Here is a 19,839-nt window from a genome sequence, read left to right as displayed (position 1 = left end):
TTATACAATTTAACTGTATAAAAACTTAATCCAAAGATTTTTAATAATATCTCCCGATTAAAGGATGGTCCACTATTTGTCTTTTGAGGGCGAGTAAATCAATGGTTCCGGGCACGAAATAGGCTATTTCCCCTCCTGGCTCCACTAACAAGGTGATCGGTAAACTTCCGTCCCAGTTTTCTCCTACCACCTCGATCACTTCATATTTGTCATTGGTGTTTATGATGTAATTGGGTAAGGCAGAAGCTTTTCCTTTCAAAAACTTCAAAACTTTGGCTTCCTGATCTGGATTATCCATGCTTACGGAAACGAATTGAAAATCTCGTTCTCCATACATTCTTTGAAGGGTAACAAACTCAGGATACTCAATAATACAGGGTCCACACCACGTAGCCCAGAAGTTCACAAGTAGCAATTCATCTGTACCATTTTTAAGAAGTTCAACTAATTCAGAGGGTGATAATTTTTCCAAATTCACTTCTTTTTCATTCCAGGCTTTATTGGTTTTAATGGTGTAGTCATTTTTCCAGGCCCATTTCATAGAACAACCAAAAGATGGAGTTTGAGCTTGACCAGGGGGAAGACTTTTTCCCTGCAAAGTCAAATCAATGGCATTTCTTAAATCCTCAGCATTCGCGGTGCCTGGTTTTTCGGAGGAATCTATTCTTCCAGAATAGGTCAATTTTCTATTCTTATTGAATACAAATACATGTGGTGTGGCAGTGGGACCATATGCCAAGGAAAATTCGTGCTGGTCTCCGTCATATAAATAAGGGAAATTATAGCCTTTGTCCTTTGCTCTGATTTTCATTTCCTCATAGGTATCACTGAGGTCCGTATATCCCAACTCCTCAGGAAGAATAGCGATGGGGCTATTAGTAGAAATAGCTACAAAGGCAACGTTTTTGCCTTTGTAGTCTTCCACAGCTTGAATGAATCGATCTTCATAAGCTTGTGCAGTTGGGCAATGATTACAGGTAAAGTTCACTACCAATACATCTGCTTCACTATAGTCTGAGAGTTGATGGAAATTGCCATCCACCCCAGGAAGGTTAAAATCTGGAGCCTTATCTCCTATTGCCAATTTTCCAATTGGCTTTTCCTCCACCATTTGAGGATTTGCTACAAAACTTGACTCTGCCTGATCTGAAACAGACTGTTCTCCTCCTATTTCATCAACTGATTTGCTATTACATTTTGTCAGCAGAAATGTTAAAAGCAATAGTAGTTCAACAACGAGAACAATTTTCAACTTTGATTTCATAGTAGAGGATAAGGAGGTTTTGAATGCTAATATTAGCCTAAGGAATACCCATGCTGGTACACATAATGCAAATGCGTATTGGCTTCAAAATCATCGATAAACACTTGTTTCGTTGGATCCCATTTCAATGGTCTTCCCAATTTATGGGCGATGTTACCCAGGGTGCAGGAAGTACAAGTACTATGGCCTATTTCCACAGGGACAATTGGATCTTTTCTCATTTTAACTGAATCGATAAAGTCGACGTGATGAGCATTGAATCTGGTTTCTTCATTAGTGAATTTTCTTTCACATGTTGGAACATTGGTATCGTATTGGCCACGTGAAACTTTTATCCAGCCCTTTTCACCAAAGAACTTGACTCCTTGGCGTCCTTCATCAAATGGAGTGATATGTATCTTTACATCATTTGGATAAAAATAGGTGAGTGGACTGGAATCTGTAGCAGGTATAATCTCCACTGGTCCGTTTCTATCCATTCCAATTCCCCATTGTGCTATGTCGATCATATGTGCACCCCAATCGGTCATCAACCCACCTCCGGTTTCCTCGTACCATCTCCAAGCTCCCCAAACTTTTTCATTTTGTTCAGGATTTAAACTGATAGGAGGGTTCAATTCTTCGTTATAATGAATATCTGGAAGAGGGCCTGTCCAAGTTTTCCAGTCTAATCCTGCCGGAATTTCCTGTTTAGGTAGGTCGTAAGGCTTAGGATGTGGAGGAGTTCCCACATTGACCAGCACTTCTGTAATTTTACCAAGATTTCCTTTTTGTACCATTCGTACAGCATGTTGGAAGTTAGCTGCGGATCGTTGCATACTTCCTACTGCCAACACAATATTATTTTCTCTTACAGCTTTGATTAATTCCTGTCCTTCATGAATGGTAAATGTCAGCGGCTTTTCAAGGTAAATATCTTTTCCAGCGTGGCAAGCATCAATTGCCATCATGGCATGCCAGTGATCAGGGGATGCGATGACTACCGCATCTACCTCTGGGTTTGCTAATAATTCCTTGTAGTCTGCGTAAAGCCGAACTTCTTTGGCCTCTCGCTGATGCTCCTGATAATTCTTCGCCACACGTTCTTTGAAACGCTGTAGCTTTATTTCGTACACATCTGCTCCTGCTATCACATCCACAGAAGGATTGTTCATCATATTATTAAGCAGTCCCATTGCCTGCCTGCCTACCCCAATAAAGCCTAATTTGATGGTTTCGGAGTCTTTTTTAAAGGCAGGGTTTGAATTGGCAAAAGAGAGTGCCGGGATGCTGCTAAGACCAATAGAGCTAAGAAGGGATGTTCCGATAAACTTCCTTCTTGAAAAAGAAGATTTACTCATTTGTATTTATTTTGGGTTTGTTGATTGTCAATTTACAATTAGAGAAAATAAATTACTGTTTTTCTGAAGTTTAGTAAAATTTTCAGCCTTTATTTTGACTAAAGGTATCCGGGGTCTTTGTTTGGGTTTCCTAGAGGGTTCTCGAAAAATCTTTACTTTTAATAACCTAAACCTACTTTCATGACTATTCAACAACTAGAATATTTAATTGCCGTGGATAAACATCGGCATTTTGGGCATGCAGCTGAAAGTTGCTTTGTGACCCAACCCACATTGAGTGCACAGTTGAGTAAGCTGGAGAGAGAATTAGGGGTGATTTTGTTTGATAGAAGCAAAATGCCTGTAATTCCCACTGAGATTGGAGTTCAGATTATAGCCCAAGCCAAAAGAGTAGTATCTGAAAGCAAAGGGATTTTGGAGTTGGTAGCTCAATTGAAAGGAGATATTTCTGGTGTAATTAAGCTGGGAATTATCCCTACACTCGCTCCTTATTTACTTCACCTATTTATTAGAAAGTTTCTTGAAAAGTATCCAAAAGTGAAAATGGAAGTTCAGGAAATGGTCACAGAAGAAATTGTCAGAAAACTTAAAAATGACGAGTTGGATTTAGGGATAGTGGTCACTCCACTTCATGAAATTGGGGTGGTCGAAAAACCGATGTTTTATGAAAAATTCTATGCTTACTTATCCAAAGGTCATCCTCTACTGAAAGAAAAAGAATTCAGGCCGGAAATGATTAATCAAGAAGACTTGTGGATATTGCAACAAGGTCACTGTTTCAGGGACCAGGTGATTAATCTATGTGATCAAAGATTGAGTGGTCCCAGTAACTTCCATTATGAAAGTGGCTCTTTGGAAGGTTTAAAAAACATGGTCAACAAGTACCAGGGAGTAACATTGCTTCCGGAGTTAGCTACGTTTGACTTATCTGATGAAGAAAAATCAAGAATTCGTCCATTTGCCGGGGTACCTCCCATTAGGGAAGTAAGTATTATTTTAAACCGGAGTTACTTGAAACAAAAATTAGTAGAGCTCTTATATAATGAGATAACTGATTCTATTCCTGCAAAAATGACCTCCAAATCCCATGGCAAAATCGTTCGGTTTAAGTAATCAAGGTTTTTTGTAAAGGATGTAATGGTCGGCCAAGTCTCCAGTAATCATATTGCCTGATTTGTCTAATTGCCAAATTTGATTTTCTCCGATTTTATATTGGTTTGGTGCATACTTTACGCCTTCTAGGAATATTTTCGAACCGGTTTCATCCCATTTGAAGGTTCCGTTGAAGGTTTCTTCCAGAGCATCATTCCTCCCTAAATAGTTGGTGACTATGTAATAGGTCATATCCTGATTGAGTGTCAGGGTGGTTTCTATCCCTTCGCAGTCTGCACAGGGTACAATCCCTGAATAAGTCCCGTTCCAATCCAAGGAGGTTCTGGAGTTGTCTCCAATTGGTAACCCTTCGCTTAATTGCTCCTGTATATTTTCAGTCGTTTCTATCTCCTCTTTGTCCGATACTTCCTGTTTGGAGCAAGAGCTTAGAAAGACTAGAAAAAAGAGAGTAAAAATTGTATAAAGGCACTTCATTTTAATAGAATTTGATACAAAGGTAGCCTTGAAGTACATAAACCAAAACCTATTGGATAATAAAAAAGGAGAACTGATTGCAGTTCTCCATAGGCTTTACAATTGCTATTCTCTAAAGGGATTTTGGTTGATTGGAAGCTCCATATCCTATGATTACTATGTTGGTTAATTCTTGTTTTTTCAGAAAACTACTTTGGTTGAAGTCTAGTTTTGAAAGCCAATTTTCTCCGATCATATAGTAATATTCTCCTCTTTCTTTATACAGTTTTGGGGAATAAGGATTTTCTTCAATAGCCTTATTTAAAACTTCGAGATGGTCTACTTCCTGGGGTTTCATATACTTGGCTAATGGATTTTTAATAAATTCTCTTCCCTGACTTAATCGGAATTCAAAGGTCATTAAGTAATCTTCATTTGTCTTTTTTCCATCTAGAAAATCAGGATTCCATTTTTCCCTTACCAAGGCATAGGTTCTTAAGACTTCTTCGGATAATTCTGGATGGGAAGAGTAAACGATTGGATCTCCTTTTGGAAAACCAGCCTCATCAATAGATATGGATAAGGTGACGAATCCGGTTACATTCTCAGTTCTGGCTTTTGTTGGATATTTTACATTTTTAGACAACATCTGATTCATGGGGGCTGCTCCATCTGAGTTTTGAGCAAATACTCCAATTCCAACAAAAAATAAGAGCACTAGGAAAGAGGTTAATTTTTTCATAAAAAACGTGGTTTAGTGTTAGTTGAACTAAACTACTGATTTTTAAGCATATAAAAAAGGAGTTTTTAGTTGTTTTTGAAAACACCAAAATGCCATAATACTCCTGCAGGATCATGTAAGAAAAATTCACTACCCCATTCTTCATGTTTGATGGTGCTCAACTTGACTCCTTTAAATTTATCCGGAAGACCAAGCACTTTCATAGCTTCCCAATAAGATTCCAGCTGCTCCACCTCCAAAAAAATCATGCAGTTCTCACACCATTCTTTGGAATAATAGTCCTGAAGGTAAAAGCAGATATTTTCCTTAACAGTCACTAATGAGAACCCTTTGCTTAGAGGTTTTACTGTAAAGCCTAAGGTTTGGTAGAATCGAGTACTCTCTTCGAAATTCTTGGCTCCTATAAATGTTCGAATTGATTTTGCTGGATGAATCATACGCCAAATTGATTCAGATGATGATCCAAATGTTTATAGAATTGATTATTCCATTCTTGAGCAGTCATTGGCCCAAAGGAAATAGATGCTTTACCCTCAAAGTGTTCCTTTCCCAATTCTAGAGTATGATTCAAGTAACCAATCAGGCGCTCCTTTTCTTCTTCGAAATTTCTCGAATCTGCAATGATGAATGCCGGAGCAGTTCTAATATTTTTTGGATAGGGTTTTTCATTGACAACCCCGTTTTTCACAAAAGTCTTAAGGAGAAACCGAACAAACGCATTAGGTTTTGCATGTTTATCAGTAAATGCCATTTCATAGGCCACATTACAATGGGCAAGCATTTGGTCTACACTCATTTTTCCCCAAAGTCCTTGAGTTTCAGGTGTCAATTGGTTGATCCTGTTTACTAATTCAGCAGTGACAGCTGGATCAAAGATATCTTTCATAAGTAGTATGTTCCTTTACTAATAAAATTAGGCATCTTTCTTCGTTTCAAACAATTGATTCATAAATATTTGTATATAAATAGGTTTATAATGTAAACCTATTTATATTTATCCCGTTATAGCAAGAAAACAAAAAACTATTATGGAAAAAGAGTTAAGCAGTCAAGATTCTTTAGCGCTGATTACTGACATGATCAGGAAAGCGAAAAGGGAAGTAGCTGGAGATGGAAGTTTTCAGATTCTACTTTGGGGGTGGACGATATCCATCTGTAATTTGGGGCATTATGCTTTGATGAAGGCGGGGGTAGTAAACTCCTATTTGATTTGGCTTTTGGTGATTCCAACGACGATTGTAAGTATGGTATATGGTATTCGAAAAGGGAAAAAGGCAAGAGTCAAAACTCATCTGGACATCGTGATTAGCCAATTGTGGATAGCTGTGTTTGTAGGAATTATCATCGTATTGGGATTTATGAATATTTTGGAATTCAACCAGAATCCTGTGATTTTAATTTTGGCAGCTTTGGGAATGTTTGTTACGGGCACCCTTATTCGTGTCAACTTAGTCAAACTGGGAGGAGTAATCCTCGGACTGGGAGCCATCATTGCTTTTACATTACCGGTCATGGATCAGTATCTAGTAGCAGGGATTGCCATCATTTTGGGATATCTTGTGCCAGGATATTATTTGAAAAAACTACCGTGAACGTGTTTAAGCCACTAGATCCTCTTCTTCACTCTCAATTAAGACTGGCAGTTATGTCACTGTTAATAGGACTGGAGGAAGCAGAGTTTACTTTCTTAAAGGAAAAAACGGAAGCGACTGCAGGAAACCTGAGTGTTCAATTGGATAAACTCGAAAAGGCGGGTTATATCAAAATCCATAAGTCATTTAAAGGAAAAAGACCTTTGACCACCTGTAAAATCACTTCCAAAGGGGTAAAGGCTTTTGAAGCCTATGTAGAAAATTTAAAGAATTACATCGAGTAAAATTTTTTGTCATTTTAGTTTACAATATAAACCAGTTTACAAATGAAAAATTTATTTAAAATTATGTTAGCAATCTGGATTCTTACAGGAGTTCAGTACCAAGCGTTTTCTCAAGACGTAGAAACAGATCTCGTTTCAAAACAAGCGATCACATCACTTCAGCACTTGATTGGTTCATGGTCAGGAAGTGGATGGATGATGGGAGCTGATCGGCAAAGGCATGAGTTTACCCAAACGGAAAACATCCAGTTTAAATTGGACTCAACGGCAATTTTGATTGAAGGACAAGGAAAAGCTCAGGATCAAATCATTCACAATGCGATGGCAATTATCACCTTTGGGGAGAAAAAGATCACTATTCCTTTCAATCTTACTTACAAAACGGGCGAAAAGGAGAGTTCAAAGCAGAAACCATAAATGGCGATTTCTATTGGTATCCTATGGAAAACATGCGCTACATCATTCAAGTTGATGAGCAAGGAATTTGGTTTGAAATTGGTGAAATCAAGCAAGGAGAGAATTGGTATCAGTTTTTCGAGATGACTCTTTCAAAAAATGTACGTTAACATTCCTTTATATTTTACTGGAAAATAAAGCAGGATCAAGGTCCTGCTTTTTTCGTTACCAGTTCATTTGTAATTTGTAACAAGCATTTAACTACTACCACATGAATAGGATTTTTCACGTTACAATCATTCTTTTAATTCTAGGTTCTTTTTCGGAATTGAAAGCACAGGAAGAGATAGAAAAGGAAAAGGAGGAGGGAAAACACGTAGTTGCCTTATTACTGGGACATTCCAGAATTGGTCAGGGTAGATCCAGTGAAGGGAAAAAGCAATTTACCATGGTCCCCTCTTTTGCATTGGATTATAGTTATTGGTTTTCAAAAAAGTTTGCCTTGGGAATACAGACAGATTTTGTCAATGAGAATTACTTTATTGAAACTGGAGAAGAAGGGGGAGTGGTAGAACGTGAAAGACCAATTGCCCCTACTATTACCGGGTCTTATAAGATTGGAAAACACTGGAATATTTCCCTTGGCTTTGGGGGTGAATTTGCCAAAGGAGAAAATTATTTTGTGTCCCGCTTAAGTTTGGAATATGGAGTAGAAATTTCAAATGGCTGGGAAATGGTCGCTGTTTTATCCCAAGATGTAAGGTCAAATATTTATGATGTGACAGTATTTGCTGTGGGAGTCGCGAAACGGTTTTAAAAACTGACTGCTAAAAAGGACTCACACTCTTAGCAAATCATAAACCTGATTTTTAAAAATCTCCACTTTTTGCTCATAAAGCTCTTGATCATCAATCATGGATAAATAATAGTAAGCTCCTTCTACAACCACAAAGATTTGTTCAGAAAGTAATGCGGTATCTTTTTTATTCAACTTTTCATCTTGATCTAAAATTTCCTTTAAATTCTCTCTGAGTTTGAGATGAAGGTTTCGGTATTCCCACTTAATGGTATCATTCCTGAAAATCAAGCTAAAGCAACTATAAAACACCCCATCATCAATTAAAAGGTTCCAATCTCTAGAAAACATTCGCTCCACAAATGTATGAGGGTCAGTATAGTTTTGAACCCTCAATTCCTTGATAATAGGTGTATAAATTTGCAATAATCTCTTTAGGATAAAGGAGATGAGATTGGATATCAATATGTCCCTAGTGGGGAAATAATGCATAATCAAACTAGGAGGCATTCCTAGGTGTTTTCCGATTTTGGCAATGGATGTGTTCTCAATTCCATTTTCTTTGGAAAGCTGATAAAATCCTTCAATTATTTCTCTTTTTCTATCAACAGAAACCTTTGTTGCCATATTAATTAATTATTAAAATAAAGTTAATGTACTCTTTAATTAGAGTAAATTCTTTTGTTTTGAGTTTTACAATATATAATATTGAATGGTCATTCAATAGAAATTGATGGTCTAAAAATAAAAATAATTCAAAAAATGCTGATTTTCATGGCTTTTGGTGAGGTTTTGTTACTGACATGAAAATATTGATTTAAGTAGAATATGAATAGAAGAAAGTTTTTAACCAATGCTGGAATGGTATCGGCAGGGATCGGATTTCCGGCGATTTCATCTGCTGAAGAGAAAAAATGGGGAATAAACCTGTTTTAACCGTAGCCCATATCACAGATGTGCATATTCGGCCTGAAGAGGATGTCCCTTCAAGAGCCATTGATTGGTTGAAAGTTGTAAAAAAGCATCAACCCGATTTTTACCTCAACGGAGGAGATAGCATTCATGATGCTTCGTATGAAGGAGTAACAAAGGATCGAGTTATTGCACAATGGGAAGTTTGGGATCAGTTTCGGAATGAAATCAAAGAAAGAGAGGTCTACAGTTGCATTGGTAACCATGATCCTTGGTGGGATGTAGCTGATAAAGATCAGGAACCTATGTATGGGAAACCCTATGTTGTGGAGCGTTTGGGGATGCCATCCCCTTATTACAGCTTTGATAAAAACGGTTGGCATTTTATCATTTTGGATGGAAATCACGAGGGAATCAGCCTAGGTGAAGAGCAGATGAACTGGTTAGAAAGTGACCTAAGTCAGCTTGCTACAAATACTCCAACCTTAATCATGTCTCACTTTCCAATTACTTCTATTACCAATGCTTTGGTTGGTGGGCAGCATAAGGATCATAAAGAATTAAAAAAATTATTCTATCAACATAAAGATAAAGTTCGAGTGTGCCTGAGTGGTCATCAACATTTGTTGGACAGAACCTGGTACAATGATGTGCACTATTTCTGCAATGGATCTTTGAGTGGTTTTTGGTGGGGAGATGGAGACAAAGAGTCTGCAGGAAAACAGTATTATTTAGAGACTCCTCCCGGATATGCTATTTTAAAATTATACGGAGATGGTCAGGTGGAAAATGAATATTTCCCTTTGAGATAAAAAACCTTATTTTTCTTTACTGACAATTATCTAATAAGCCATCCTTTAAGGGTGGCTTTTGTTTTTCTATATAATTCCATTCAATGTTTCAAAAACTGCAAATAAGCAGCCTGCAATAATCAATGGGTCAATTTTTTGTTGAAAAACTTCAATTTTTAGCTTTTTATTATTGATCCATTTCTTCAGGATTAATTTCTGAGACCTAGTATTAAATTATCATTAACTAATTAAAATTGAAATTTAATTGCTTTGATTTTTAATATACAATATTTAATATTGAATGAATGTTCAATAAATTCTTGGTTAAATTTGGAATTTTTTAACCGTTTTAGAAAAGAAAATTTGAAATAGAAACAATTCAATTCAAAACTATATGGAACAAGTTTTACAAAGAATCCCAGACCGAAACTCCTTGTTTAGGAGAACAGGACTTTTGGTTTTTTTGGTTGTGACTTTTGCGATTAGTTCGTTTGCACAATCTCAAATCAAAGGAACGATCACTGATAAATCAGGATTAGGAATACCTGGAGTATCCGTATTGGAAAAGGGTACTCAAAATGGTACGATCACTGATTTGGATGGATCTTATACCATTGAGGTTTCCAATGAAGATGCTGTGTTGGTATTTTCTTTCATTGGGTATAAGACCATGGAACAACCCGTGAGAGGCAAGAGTATCATAGATCTTACTTTCCAAGAAGAAGATACCTTGCTGGAGCAGGTCGTAGTAGTAGGATACGGAACTCAGAAAAAGGTAAACGTAACTGGGGCTGTGGATCAGTTGGATGGTGAAGAGATTAAAGATAGGCCCATTGCAAACGTGATGCAGGGCCTTCAAGGAATGAGCCCAGGTTTGAACATTACCTATCAAGGAGGTAGACCTGGATCGGTTCCTAATATCAATATTCGAGGTTTTACTTCTATCAATGGAGGAGATCCTTTGATTATTATTGATGGAATTGCAGGTAACAATAGCGATTTATTGAGGTTGAATCCTTCCGATATTGAATCTTACTCGGTTCTTCGAGATGCAGCATCAGCTGCGATTTATGGTGCTAGAGCTGCATTTGGAGTGATTTTGATTACGACCAAAAAAGGAACAGAAGGTAATCAAAGAATAACTTACAATAACTATTTTGCTTGGGGTCGTCCTTCTGTACTTCCCGAGCCAGTAACCGACCCTTATATCCATTCCAGAGTATTGGAAACTTCCACTAATAATACTCCTTGGGATTATGTCAATTATTCTGATGCACATTACCAATGGGCAAAAGAGAGATCTGAAGATCCTTCTATCGAGGACACTAGACTAGACCCCAATAACCCAAACCGGTGGGCATATATGGGTAATTATGACTGGTATGATTACTTCTTTAATAAATCCAGCTTTTCTACTAACCATAGTTTAGCAATCAGTGGAAATAGCGGAGGTAAGATGCCGATGGGCTATTACGTGTCAGGTGATTATACCAATGAAAACGGGTTAAATAAATTAGCTGATGATTATTGGAAAAGATATTCCCTTAGAGCTCGAGTAACTGCCAAGCCTTTGAAATGGCTAGATGTAGATAATAACTTAAACATCTACCAGACTAAGAGAGAAGATCCAACAAACAACATTACTAGCGTCTATAACTTAAGACCAATTGATGTGGCGGTCAACCCAGATGGTACTTGGGCAAATACGGAAACTGGAAGATTGGCTGCCAGATTAGTAGATGGTGGAGAAAATCAAGAAAACATGTTCGGTTTCCAAAATATCCTGGGAGCTACAGGTACGATGTTAAATGGAGATTTGATTTTCAAAGGAACAGCCAGTTTCAAAAGAGAGCAGTGGAAATACCATTGGGATAGAAAGAAATACAATATTGGCTTTGGTCCTGAGGACATCCGAACAGAAGGTGGAGATGGGTCCGTAATCGAAAGAAATGGAACCTTGAATACTACTATTTTGGATTTTTATGGTAGATATTCCAAAACTCTTGGTAAGCACAACTTCGGAATTTTAGCAGGTTACAATCAGGAGAATTACGATTACTCTACTATTCAAGCAGAAAGAAGAGTGTTGATTTCTTCTTCCCTTCCATACATTGGCTTGACAACAGGGGAATCCTTTATTACGCCCTCTTATAGTGCCTATTCTGTCAGAAGTTTGTTTGGAAGAATAAACTATACCTTCAATGATAAATATATCCTTGAGGTAAATGGACGATACGATGGATCATCCAGATTCCCAAGTGACAACCGTTGGGGTTTCTTCCCTTCCGTTTCTGCTTCTTGGCTAATGATGGATGAAGGTTTCTTCCAGCCATTGACCAATGTAATTTCTACATTCAAAGTAAGAGCTTCTTATGGTAGTTTAGGAAACCAGAATGTAGCCAACTTTGGATATATCCAGGCATTGCCGACCAATCTATCTAGCTACCTAATAGACGGTAGTAAGAAAACAATAATTACCTCTGCTCCTTCTTTGGCTGTAGATCCTAACTTTTATACCTGGGAAGAAGTAATTTCTACTAACGTTGGTTTGGATTTCGGATTTCTAGGAGATCGAATCAGCGGTACTTTTGATTACTTCATCCGGGATACCAAAGGAATGCTTACTGATCCAGTTGAACTACCAGGAGTATTGGGAACCGCACCTCCAAAACAAAACGCAGCTGATTTAAGAACTAAAGGATTTGATCTTTCCATTGGATATAGAGACCAGGTAGGAAGTACTTCCAACCCAGTAACCTTTGGTGTGAAAATGATTCTTTCTGACTCTAGATCTACTATTACCAAATTCCAAAATGAACAAAATTTATTCTCCAATTGGAGAGTAGGCCAGGAAGTTGGTGAGTTGTGGGGCCTTGAAAGTGATGGATTATTTGCCAATGAAGATGAAATTGCTCAATTGGATCAAACCAGTATTGTACCGTGGGGAGCCTTGGACATTGTACCAGGCTGGCCAAAGTATGTAGATCAAGACAATGATGGTAAAATCGAAAGAGGTCAATCTCAAGATGATCCAAAAGATTTAAGATTAATTGGTAATACTACTGCGAGGTATCGATATGGAGCAAATATTAATGTAGGCTGGAGTGGATTTGACTTATCGATTTTCTTACAAGGTGTAGCAAAAAGAGATTATTACCCAAGTCGTTACCTCTTCTGGGGACCTTACCAGCAGCCTTATGGGAATGTATATCCTTGGAATCTTGATTTCTACAGAGCAGAAGCAGACGGAGCAGATTTATTGGCTCAGCACTCTCAATCTTACATTGAAGCAGGTTTAGCAGAACAAAATTTGGATTCAAGCTATCCGGTACTTCAATCTTGGTTGGCAGATGCCAATTATGGAGCAGGTTTGGATATTCCTCAAACTAATTATTTACTAAGCGGTGCTTACTTAAGACTTAAAAATATCACTCTTGGTTATAGCCTTCCTCAGGTGTTAACGGATAGACTGAATGTAACCAAAGTAAGATTTTATGTGACTGGAGAGAACTTATATGAAATCTCTGCCATCAAGAAATATGTAGATCCGGAATCGGTTAACGCGTCCAGTGGAGATGCAAATTCCTATCCATTCCAGAGAAAATTTGCATTCGGTATCAACATAGATCTGTAATTAAGAATAGAAAAAATCATGAAAAAATATATCCTTTATTTAAGTGCAGCTTTCCTTTTAGCTTCATGTAACGATGGTTTTCTAGATAAATATCCTCAGACTTCAGTGGCTCCTGAAGAGTTTTTCAAGACAGAGGAAGATTTAGAATTGTATGTAAATGGGTTGCTTACCATGGCTGGACCTGGAAGTTATCTGGCTGACCAAAGCAGTGACAATAGTGCGACCACTGGTGCCATTGAAATTAAAAATATTATGACAGGTTCTCCGAGTTCACAGACTATTACTGGTGGTTGGAACTGGGGAACACTTAGAAACATCAATTATTTCCTGGATAACTATACCAAAGCAACGGGTACAGAGGAAGGGATCGCCCATTATGTAGGATTGGCCAGGTATTATCGTGCGTTGTTTTATTTCAACATGGTCAAAAGATATTCTGATGTTCCTTGGTATGAAACGACATTAAGTCCAGGGGATGAAGATTTGTACAAGCCAAGAGATTCTCGAGAAATGGTCATGACCAAAGTCATGGAAGATTTGGACTTTGCGATGGCAAATGTAAGAGAATCAGTTCCTACAGGTACTCCTGATGTTTGGGCAGTCAAAGCATTTACTGCGAGAGTAGCTCTATATGAGGGAACTTATAGAAAATACCATACTGAATTGGGATTAGAAGGAAGTGCAGCGGCATTTTTGGAAAAAGCCAAGAACGTTTCTCTAGAGATCATGAATTCAGGTCTGTTTTCCATTTATAACTCTGGAAATCCAGAAAGTGATTATGGTTCATTATTCGGAGCACAGGATTTGGTTGGCCACCCAGAAGTAATTCTAGCTAATATTTATGATTCCAATAAAGACCGAGGAGCCAATTTCAATACTGTCATCTTTGGTGATTACGAACAATCTCCTTCCAAGGACCTGGTTTTAAGTTACCTGATGAGAGACGGATCCAGGTTTACTGATATGGAAGGTTATAATGAAAAAGTTTTTGTAGAGGAGTTTCAGAATAGAGACCCTAGATTAAGCCAAACTGTGGTTTATCCAGGTTGGGTAAGACAGCCGGATGCTACTCCATACATTCAGTCTTTGAATAAAAACTTTACAGGATATCATCAATTGAAAGGCTATGTAAATAGTATTGATAATGTGGAGGTATCCAGTGATGATTTCCCAGTGTATCGATTTGCAGAGACTTTATTGATTCATGCAGAGGCAAAAGCTGAATTGAATGAATTAAGCCAAGGGGATCTGGATATGACAGTCAATGTGTTGAGGCAAAGAGCTGGGATGCCAAATTTGGAAATGGCTGCAGCAAATGGAAATCCAGATCAATTCTTAACCTCTAAATATCCTTCAGTTTCAGGGGCTAACCAAGGTGTGCTACTTGAAATCAGAAGAGAGAGAAGAGTAGAGTTGGCCTTGGAAGGGTATCGATATGATGATTTGATGAGATGGAATGCCGGTAAACTTTTGGAAAATATTCCAGAGGGAATGTATTTCCCTGGTCTTGGTAAATACGATATGACTGGAGATGGAATAGAGGATATTATTTTAGTCGATAAGGACAGTACTATTCCAGTTGGAGATGATAAAGAAAAAAACAGTCTGGGTGAAGCTTTGATTTACTACAAAGCTGGAACCATTGACGAAAACGTAGATGTATTCTTATCAGATGGTGAAAATGGAGGTAACATGGTTACTGAAACGAAGGAAAGAAACTTCGTGGAGCCAAAATATTATTACAGACCTATCCCTATCCAACAAGTAACTTTAAATCCAAATCTAGTTCAGATCTTTGGATGGGAATAAACTAATCAAGTAAGATAAAATAGCCCGGTAAATGTACCGGGCTTCCTCTATTTATAATTACTAGAATGAAAAACCTATTTGTAGCTGCATGCCTCCTATTGTTGGCATTACAATCTTGTACCACCGAAGAGAAAAATCAACCAACTGCTAAAAAAGCAATATTTGTAATCTTAGACGGGATTCCTGAAGATGTTCTAGATACGGTTCCCACCCCAAATTTGGATAAAATCATAGCTGAAGGCGGAATTACCAAGGCAACGATGGGAGGTGAAAAGGATGGTTACAGCCAAACACCTACCATTTCAGCTGTAGGATACAATACCGTGCTTACTGGAGTCTGGGCAAACAAACATAATGTTTGGGGAATTCTATTAAAAATCCGAATTACCATTACCCCACTCTATTTAGAGTACTCAAGAATACAAGTCCTGAGAAAAAGACGGCTATTTACTCTACTTGGTTGGACAACAGAACCAAACTTGCAGGAGATGGTCTCTCTCAAACTGGAAATTTGACCATTGATTATCATTTTGATGGTTTGGAAATAGATACTGTCAGTTACCCACATGATGAGGAACGAACGTATATTCATTTGATCGATGAAGAGGTATCTAAAAAAGCGGCTGAGGAAATATTAGAAAAATCACCTGATCTTACTTGGATGTACCTGGAGTTTACTGATGATATGTCGCATAAGTTCGGTAATAGTCCACAGTTTGTTGACGCCATTGAAAAGGCGGATATCCAAGTTGGAAGAGTCTGGGATGCAATCAAAGAACGCGAATCCAAGTTTAATGAAGATTGGCTGATTGTCATTACTACAGACCATGGTAGAGAGGATAGTGGCTTTGGACATGGTGGTCAAAGCGACCGTGAAAGAAGTGTTTGGATTGCTACAAATTACCCAGAAACCAATGCTCATTTTAATGAAGTAGGTGCTACAGTAGATATTTTCCCATCCATCGTCAACTTCTTGGATCTTGAAATTCTTAAGGAACATGCGATGGAGTTGGATGGTGTTCCATTTATTGGTCCGGTAGATGTGAGTAATTTCAAAGCAGTTGAAAATGGAGACCAAATTCAGTTGACGTGGAAATCGCTTTCGAAAACAGGTACAGGGAAAATGTGGTTCACTACTACCAACCAATTTAAAACGGGTGGAACGGATGATTACCAATTTATAGGAGAGGTCAATCTCTCAGATGAAAAATTCACATTTTCTCCGGAAAATTCAGATTCAGAATACTATAAAATAGTCTTGGAAACTCCTTCAGGCTATTTAAATTATTGGATTACAGAGGAGTAAATTAGAGTTGAACTAGATAATGCAAGGAACCTAGTGGGCTTTAATGCCTCAAAAATATGATTACTATGAAGTACGATTATATAATTGTTGGAGGCGGTTCTGCTGGTGCTGTTCTTACCAACAGACTTAGTGAAGATTCTTCAAAAGAAGTGTTGGTATTAGAAGCCGGAAAACCAGATTATACACTGGATTTTAGAATTCATATGCCTGCGGCCCTGACCTATCTTTTGACTGGAACTCATTACAATTGGGGCTATTCTTCAGACCCGGAGCCCTATATGAATAACCGCAGAATTGCCCAGCCACGTGGGAAAGTATTGGGTGGATCTTCCTGTATCAACGGGATGATTTGGATCCGTGGTAATGCAATGGATTTCAATAAATGGTCTCAGGATAAAGGGCTGGAAGATTGGGATTATGCACATTGCCTTCCTTATTTCAAAAAAGTGGAGGAAAGATTGATTGGAGGGGATGACTACCGTGGAGACAAAGGAAACTTAAAACTGACCACTCCCAAGTGTGATAATCCGTTGTTTGATGCCTTTTTTAATTCAGTTCAGGAGGCAGGATACCCTTTGACTGATGATGTGAATGGATACCAACAAGAAGGTTTCGGAAAGTTTGATCAAACCATTTATAAGTCAAGAAGATTGAATGCAGCCCGTGCTTACATTCATCCGATAAAGCATCGAAAAAATCTTCATGTAGAAACTTCAGCCATGGTGATGAGGATTCTTTTTGAGGGGAAAAAAGCGGTTGGGGTAGAATATCAAAAAGGAGGAAAAGTAAAGCAAGTCTATGCCAAGGAAATCATTTGTTGTGGAGGGGCGATTAATACTCCTCAATTACTTCAGCTTTCAGGAGTAGGAAATGCAGCACATTTGAAAAGTTTGGGAATCCCTGTGGTCCATGATTTGCCAGGAGTAGGAGAAGATCTGCAGGATCATTTGGAAGTATATGTTCAATGGGCCTGTAAAAAGCCGGTTAGTTTATTTCCAGCATTGAGCCCTTGGAGAGCACCAAAAATTGGGTTCGACTGGTTATTCAGGAGAAAAGGACTAGGAGCTTCCAATCATTTTGAGGCAGGAGGATTTATCCGAAGCAATGACACTGTAGAATATCCAAATTTACAATTCCACTTTTTGCCTTTGGCAATCCGGTACGATGGTTCTGCTCCAAAAGAAGGACATGGGTTTCAGCTTCACGTGGGTCCGATGAATACGGATGTAAGAGGAAGAGTGAAAATAAAATCAGCGGATCCAAAAGACTATCCAAGTATTCTTTTCAATTATTTGTCCACAGAAAAAGAGCGTAAAGAGTGGGTGGAAGCCATTCGATTGTCCAGAAAAATTATTGAGACAAATGCCATGGGTGAATTGAGAGGGGAGGAACTTTCCCCTGGCAAGGATGTCCAGACTGATGAGGAAATTTTGGACTTCGTAGCCAAAGAAGGTGAAAGCGCCTATCATCCATGTTCGACTTGTAGAATGGGAGTAGGACCAATGGATGTAACTGATCCTAAAACCATGAAAGTACATGGAGTGGAAAATCTCAGAGTGGTGGATGCTTCCGTATTCCCATACGTTACGAATGGAAATATTTATTCTCCTGTGATGATGGTAGCAGAAAAAGCTGCCGATATTATTCTGGGAAAAAAACCATTGCCGGCAGAAGAAGTGCCTTATTTTAAAATAGAAACGCCTGATTCAAAAAAAGAGGCTGTTTCCAAAGTGTAAAATTTTGGGGAACAGCCCTTTTATAAAAGCCACGAATATAAATTATTCGTGGCTTTCTTTATGTTCTGCTCTGTATTTTTTGAGTGCTTTCAAAATGGAGTAGCATACTACTAGCATCAGTACACATACTGGTAATCCAGTTACTAGGGAACCAGTTTGAAGGGCAATCAATCCTCCGCCCAGCACTAATACCGAAGCTACTGCCCCTTCAATCAATGCCCAGAAAATTCTCAATTTGACAGGAGTATCATCTCTTCCGCCACTGGTGATAAAGTCAATTACCAAGGAACCACTATCTGAGGAAGTGACAAAGAAAATGACTCCAGCAAGCACCACAAAGAAGATACTTAAATTAGGAAGAGGGTATAATTCAAGTAGGGAATATAGACCCGTATTGATGTTTTCTTGTACCGCTTCGCTGATTCCTCCTGGACCAAATAATTCCACATAAAAAGCCGTATTTCCAAAAATGGAAATCCAGACAATACTTGCAGCTGTAGGGCCAAGTAATACTCCCATCATGAATTCGCGAATGGTTCTTCCCCTCGATATTCTTGCAATAAATAGTCCTACGAAAGGAGCCCATGCAAACCACCAAGCCCAATAAAAGAAGGTCCAACTATCCATCCAATGGGTTCCTCGATACACTTCCATCCATGTCGCAGTACCGATTAGGCTTTGAAGGTAAGACCCGGTACTCTGGACAGTAGAACCAAGAATAAATAAGGTGGGGCCTACGATGACCATAAAAGCCATTAAGGTAATCGCCATCATAGATGCGATTTTACTGAGCATCTGAATTCCATTATGAAGACCAGAAACTACGGAGGCAGTGGCACAAATCGTGATGATTCCGATAAGGATTACTTGAACATTGGCACTAATAGGGACATTGAATAGGTATTCCATCCCGGAATTAATATGTTGAATTCCTAATCCAAGAGTAGTGGCAAGACCAAACATCGTGGCAACGACGGCCATGGTATCAATGAAATGACCGATTGGACCTTTCAGCCGATCTCCTAATAATGGATATAAAATCCATCGCACTCCAAGAGGAAGTCCTTTATTGTATTTGAAAAAAGCGATGGATAATCCCATTAACGCATATACGCCCCAGCCGTGGAGGCCCCAATGCAAATAGGATAAGTTAAGGGCATTTTTAGCAGCGGTCAAAGTTCCCGCTTCTCCATAGGGAGGATTGGAAAAGTGACTGACCGGTTCAGCTACTGCATAAAACATCAAAACCAAGCCAATACCTGCATTGAAAAGCATACTTAACCATGCCCAGGTACTGAATTCAGGTTTGGCGTCTTTCCCTCCAAGACGGATGGATTTATATCGGCTAAATCCAAGGTAAATACAGAAAATCAGGATAACATTTACAGCTAAGACGTAAAGCCAACCAAACCTTGTAGAAATGTAGGACTGTGCAGATTCAAATAAATCTCCTACGGATTCTTGGAAGATTAAGGTGAGTGTTACAAATAGAACAATCAAGCCGGCGGATGGAAAAAAACCCAGGATTGAATGCTCTTTAAAAAGGGGACTTGGGTACTTTTAGAATCTTTGATAACTATGGGTGTTTTTTTGACTAATTTAACCCATTTATCGGGCTTAGGGAAATATATCGGGCCCTATATCCAGTGTTTTGGTAAATCCTTATTTAAG

19 protein-coding genes are annotated in these 19,839 nt (G+C 38.4%); 11 read left to right on the top strand and 8 right to left on the bottom strand.

Translation table 11 applies throughout. The features are described from left to right. Positions 1-40: 40 nt before the first annotated feature. Complete coding sequence (locus V8V91_RS15975) at positions 41-1,264, bottom strand: redoxin domain-containing protein (protein WP_373396149.1); 1,224 nt, start codon at positions 1,262-1,264, stop codon at positions 41-43. Positions 1,265-1,296: 32 nt separating this feature from the next. Next, positions 1,297-2,604, bottom strand: a complete 1,308-nt coding sequence (locus tag V8V91_RS15970) for a Gfo/Idh/MocA family protein (RefSeq protein ID WP_373396147.1) — start codon at positions 2,602-2,604, stop codon at positions 1,297-1,299. 180 nt (positions 2,605-2,784) lie between these two features. On the opposite strand from V8V91_RS15970, the gene V8V91_RS15965 reads away from it, so the two are divergent. After that, entirely contained in the window at positions 2,785-3,717 is a 933-nt protein-coding gene (locus V8V91_RS15965; RefSeq protein ID WP_373396146.1) for a hydrogen peroxide-inducible genes activator, read from the top strand. Here the strand turns inward: V8V91_RS15965 and V8V91_RS15960 are convergent, their stop codons facing one another. From V8V91_RS15960 to V8V91_RS15945, 4 genes are all read right to left on the bottom strand, one after another. Beyond that, positions 3,718-4,191: a copper resistance protein NlpE gene (locus tag V8V91_RS15960; protein WP_373396145.1), complete on the bottom strand. Its 474-nt coding sequence runs from the start codon at positions 4,189-4,191 to the stop codon at positions 3,718-3,720. It lies immediately after the preceding gene. Positions 4,192-4,303: 112 nt separating this feature from the next. Then, positions 4,304-4,912, bottom strand: a complete 609-nt coding sequence (locus V8V91_RS15955; protein WP_373396143.1) for an energy transducer TonB — start codon at positions 4,910-4,912, stop codon at positions 4,304-4,306. Between the two features lie 65 nt (positions 4,913-4,977). Next, positions 4,978-5,349: a glyoxalase gene (locus tag V8V91_RS15950; RefSeq protein WP_373396141.1), complete on the bottom strand. Its 372-nt coding sequence runs from the start codon at positions 5,347-5,349 to the stop codon at positions 4,978-4,980. Next, the gene (locus tag V8V91_RS15945; RefSeq protein ID WP_373396140.1) at positions 5,346-5,798 is read right to left on the bottom strand and encodes a DUF1569 domain-containing protein; all 453 of its coding nucleotides are present in this window, start codon (positions 5,796-5,798) and stop codon (positions 5,346-5,348) included. Before V8V91_RS15945 ends, V8V91_RS15950 begins: the two co-directional genes overlap by 4 nt. Positions 5,799-5,940: 142 nt before the next feature. Here V8V91_RS15945 and V8V91_RS15940 point away from each other — a divergent pair, with 142 nt between their 5' ends. From V8V91_RS15940 to V8V91_RS15925, 4 genes are all read left to right on the top strand, one after another. Then, the gene (locus V8V91_RS15940; RefSeq protein ID WP_373396139.1) at positions 5,941-6,504 is read left to right on the top strand and encodes a hypothetical protein; all 564 of its coding nucleotides are present in this window, start codon (positions 5,941-5,943) and stop codon (positions 6,502-6,504) included. Between the two features lie 2 nt (positions 6,505-6,506). After that, positions 6,507-6,788, top strand: a complete 282-nt coding sequence (locus V8V91_RS15935) for a transcriptional regulator (RefSeq protein ID WP_074225867.1) — start codon at positions 6,507-6,509, stop codon at positions 6,786-6,788. A 42-nt stretch (positions 6,789-6,830) separates the two neighbouring features. Further along, positions 6,831-7,205: a hypothetical protein gene (locus V8V91_RS15930; RefSeq protein ID WP_373396138.1), complete on the top strand. Its 375-nt coding sequence runs from the start codon at positions 6,831-6,833 to the stop codon at positions 7,203-7,205. A 250-nt stretch (positions 7,206-7,455) separates the two neighbouring features. Continuing rightward, on the top strand, positions 7,456-8,001 hold the full coding sequence (locus V8V91_RS15925) for a hypothetical protein (RefSeq protein WP_373396136.1): 546 nt from the start codon (positions 7,456-7,458) through the stop codon (positions 7,999-8,001). A 21-nt stretch (positions 8,002-8,022) separates the two neighbouring features. Here the strand turns inward: V8V91_RS15925 and V8V91_RS15920 are convergent, their stop codons facing one another. Beyond that, on the bottom strand, positions 8,023-8,607 hold the full coding sequence (locus tag V8V91_RS15920) for a TetR family transcriptional regulator (protein ID WP_373396135.1): 585 nt from the start codon (positions 8,605-8,607) through the stop codon (positions 8,023-8,025). 287 nt (positions 8,608-8,894) lie between these two features. On the opposite strand from V8V91_RS15920, the gene V8V91_RS15915 reads away from it, so the two are divergent. The 6 genes from V8V91_RS15915 (at position 8,895) to betA (ending at position 18,168) form a co-directional block, all read left to right on the top strand. Continuing rightward, a complete protein-coding gene (locus tag V8V91_RS15915; RefSeq protein ID WP_373396133.1) occupies positions 8,895-9,704 on the top strand; it encodes a metallophosphoesterase in 810 nt (269 codons plus the stop codon). Between the two features lie 373 nt (positions 9,705-10,077). Further along, positions 10,078-13,317: a SusC/RagA family TonB-linked outer membrane protein gene (locus V8V91_RS15910; protein WP_373396131.1), complete on the top strand. Its 3,240-nt coding sequence runs from the start codon at positions 10,078-10,080 to the stop codon at positions 13,315-13,317. Positions 13,318-13,335: 18 nt separating this feature from the next. Continuing rightward, a complete protein-coding gene (locus V8V91_RS15905) occupies positions 13,336-15,126 on the top strand; it encodes a RagB/SusD family nutrient uptake outer membrane protein (RefSeq protein WP_373396129.1) in 1,791 nt (596 codons plus the stop codon). Positions 15,127-15,191: 65 nt separating this feature from the next. After that, positions 15,192-15,641 (top strand): hypothetical protein, encoded by a 450-nt coding sequence (locus V8V91_RS15900; RefSeq protein ID WP_373396127.1) that lies wholly within the window; start codon positions 15,192-15,194, stop codon positions 15,639-15,641. After that, positions 15,587-16,432, top strand: coding sequence for an alkaline phosphatase family protein (locus V8V91_RS15895; protein ID WP_373396125.1), 846 nt, complete (start codon positions 15,587-15,589; stop codon positions 16,430-16,432). The genes V8V91_RS15900 and V8V91_RS15895 overlap by 55 nt, the downstream gene beginning before the upstream one ends. Positions 16,433-16,497: 65 nt before the next feature. Beyond that, positions 16,498-18,168, top strand: coding sequence for a choline dehydrogenase (betA, locus tag V8V91_RS15890; RefSeq protein ID WP_373396123.1), 1,671 nt, complete (start codon positions 16,498-16,500; stop codon positions 18,166-18,168). A gap of 42 nt (positions 18,169-18,210) precedes the next feature. Here betA and V8V91_RS15885 read toward each other — a convergent pair whose 3' ends face one another. Further along, on the bottom strand, positions 18,211-19,692 hold the full coding sequence (locus V8V91_RS15885; RefSeq protein WP_373400726.1) for a BCCT family transporter: 1,482 nt from the start codon (positions 19,690-19,692) through the stop codon (positions 18,211-18,213). Between the last annotated feature and the right edge of the window lie 147 nt (positions 19,693-19,839).

This window comes from Algoriphagus halophilus (assembly GCF_041729275.1).
Taxonomy (GTDB): Bacteria; Bacteroidota; Bacteroidia; order Cytophagales; family Cyclobacteriaceae; genus Algoriphagus; species Algoriphagus halophilus_A.
This window is presented reverse-complemented; position numbering and strand designations above follow the sequence as displayed.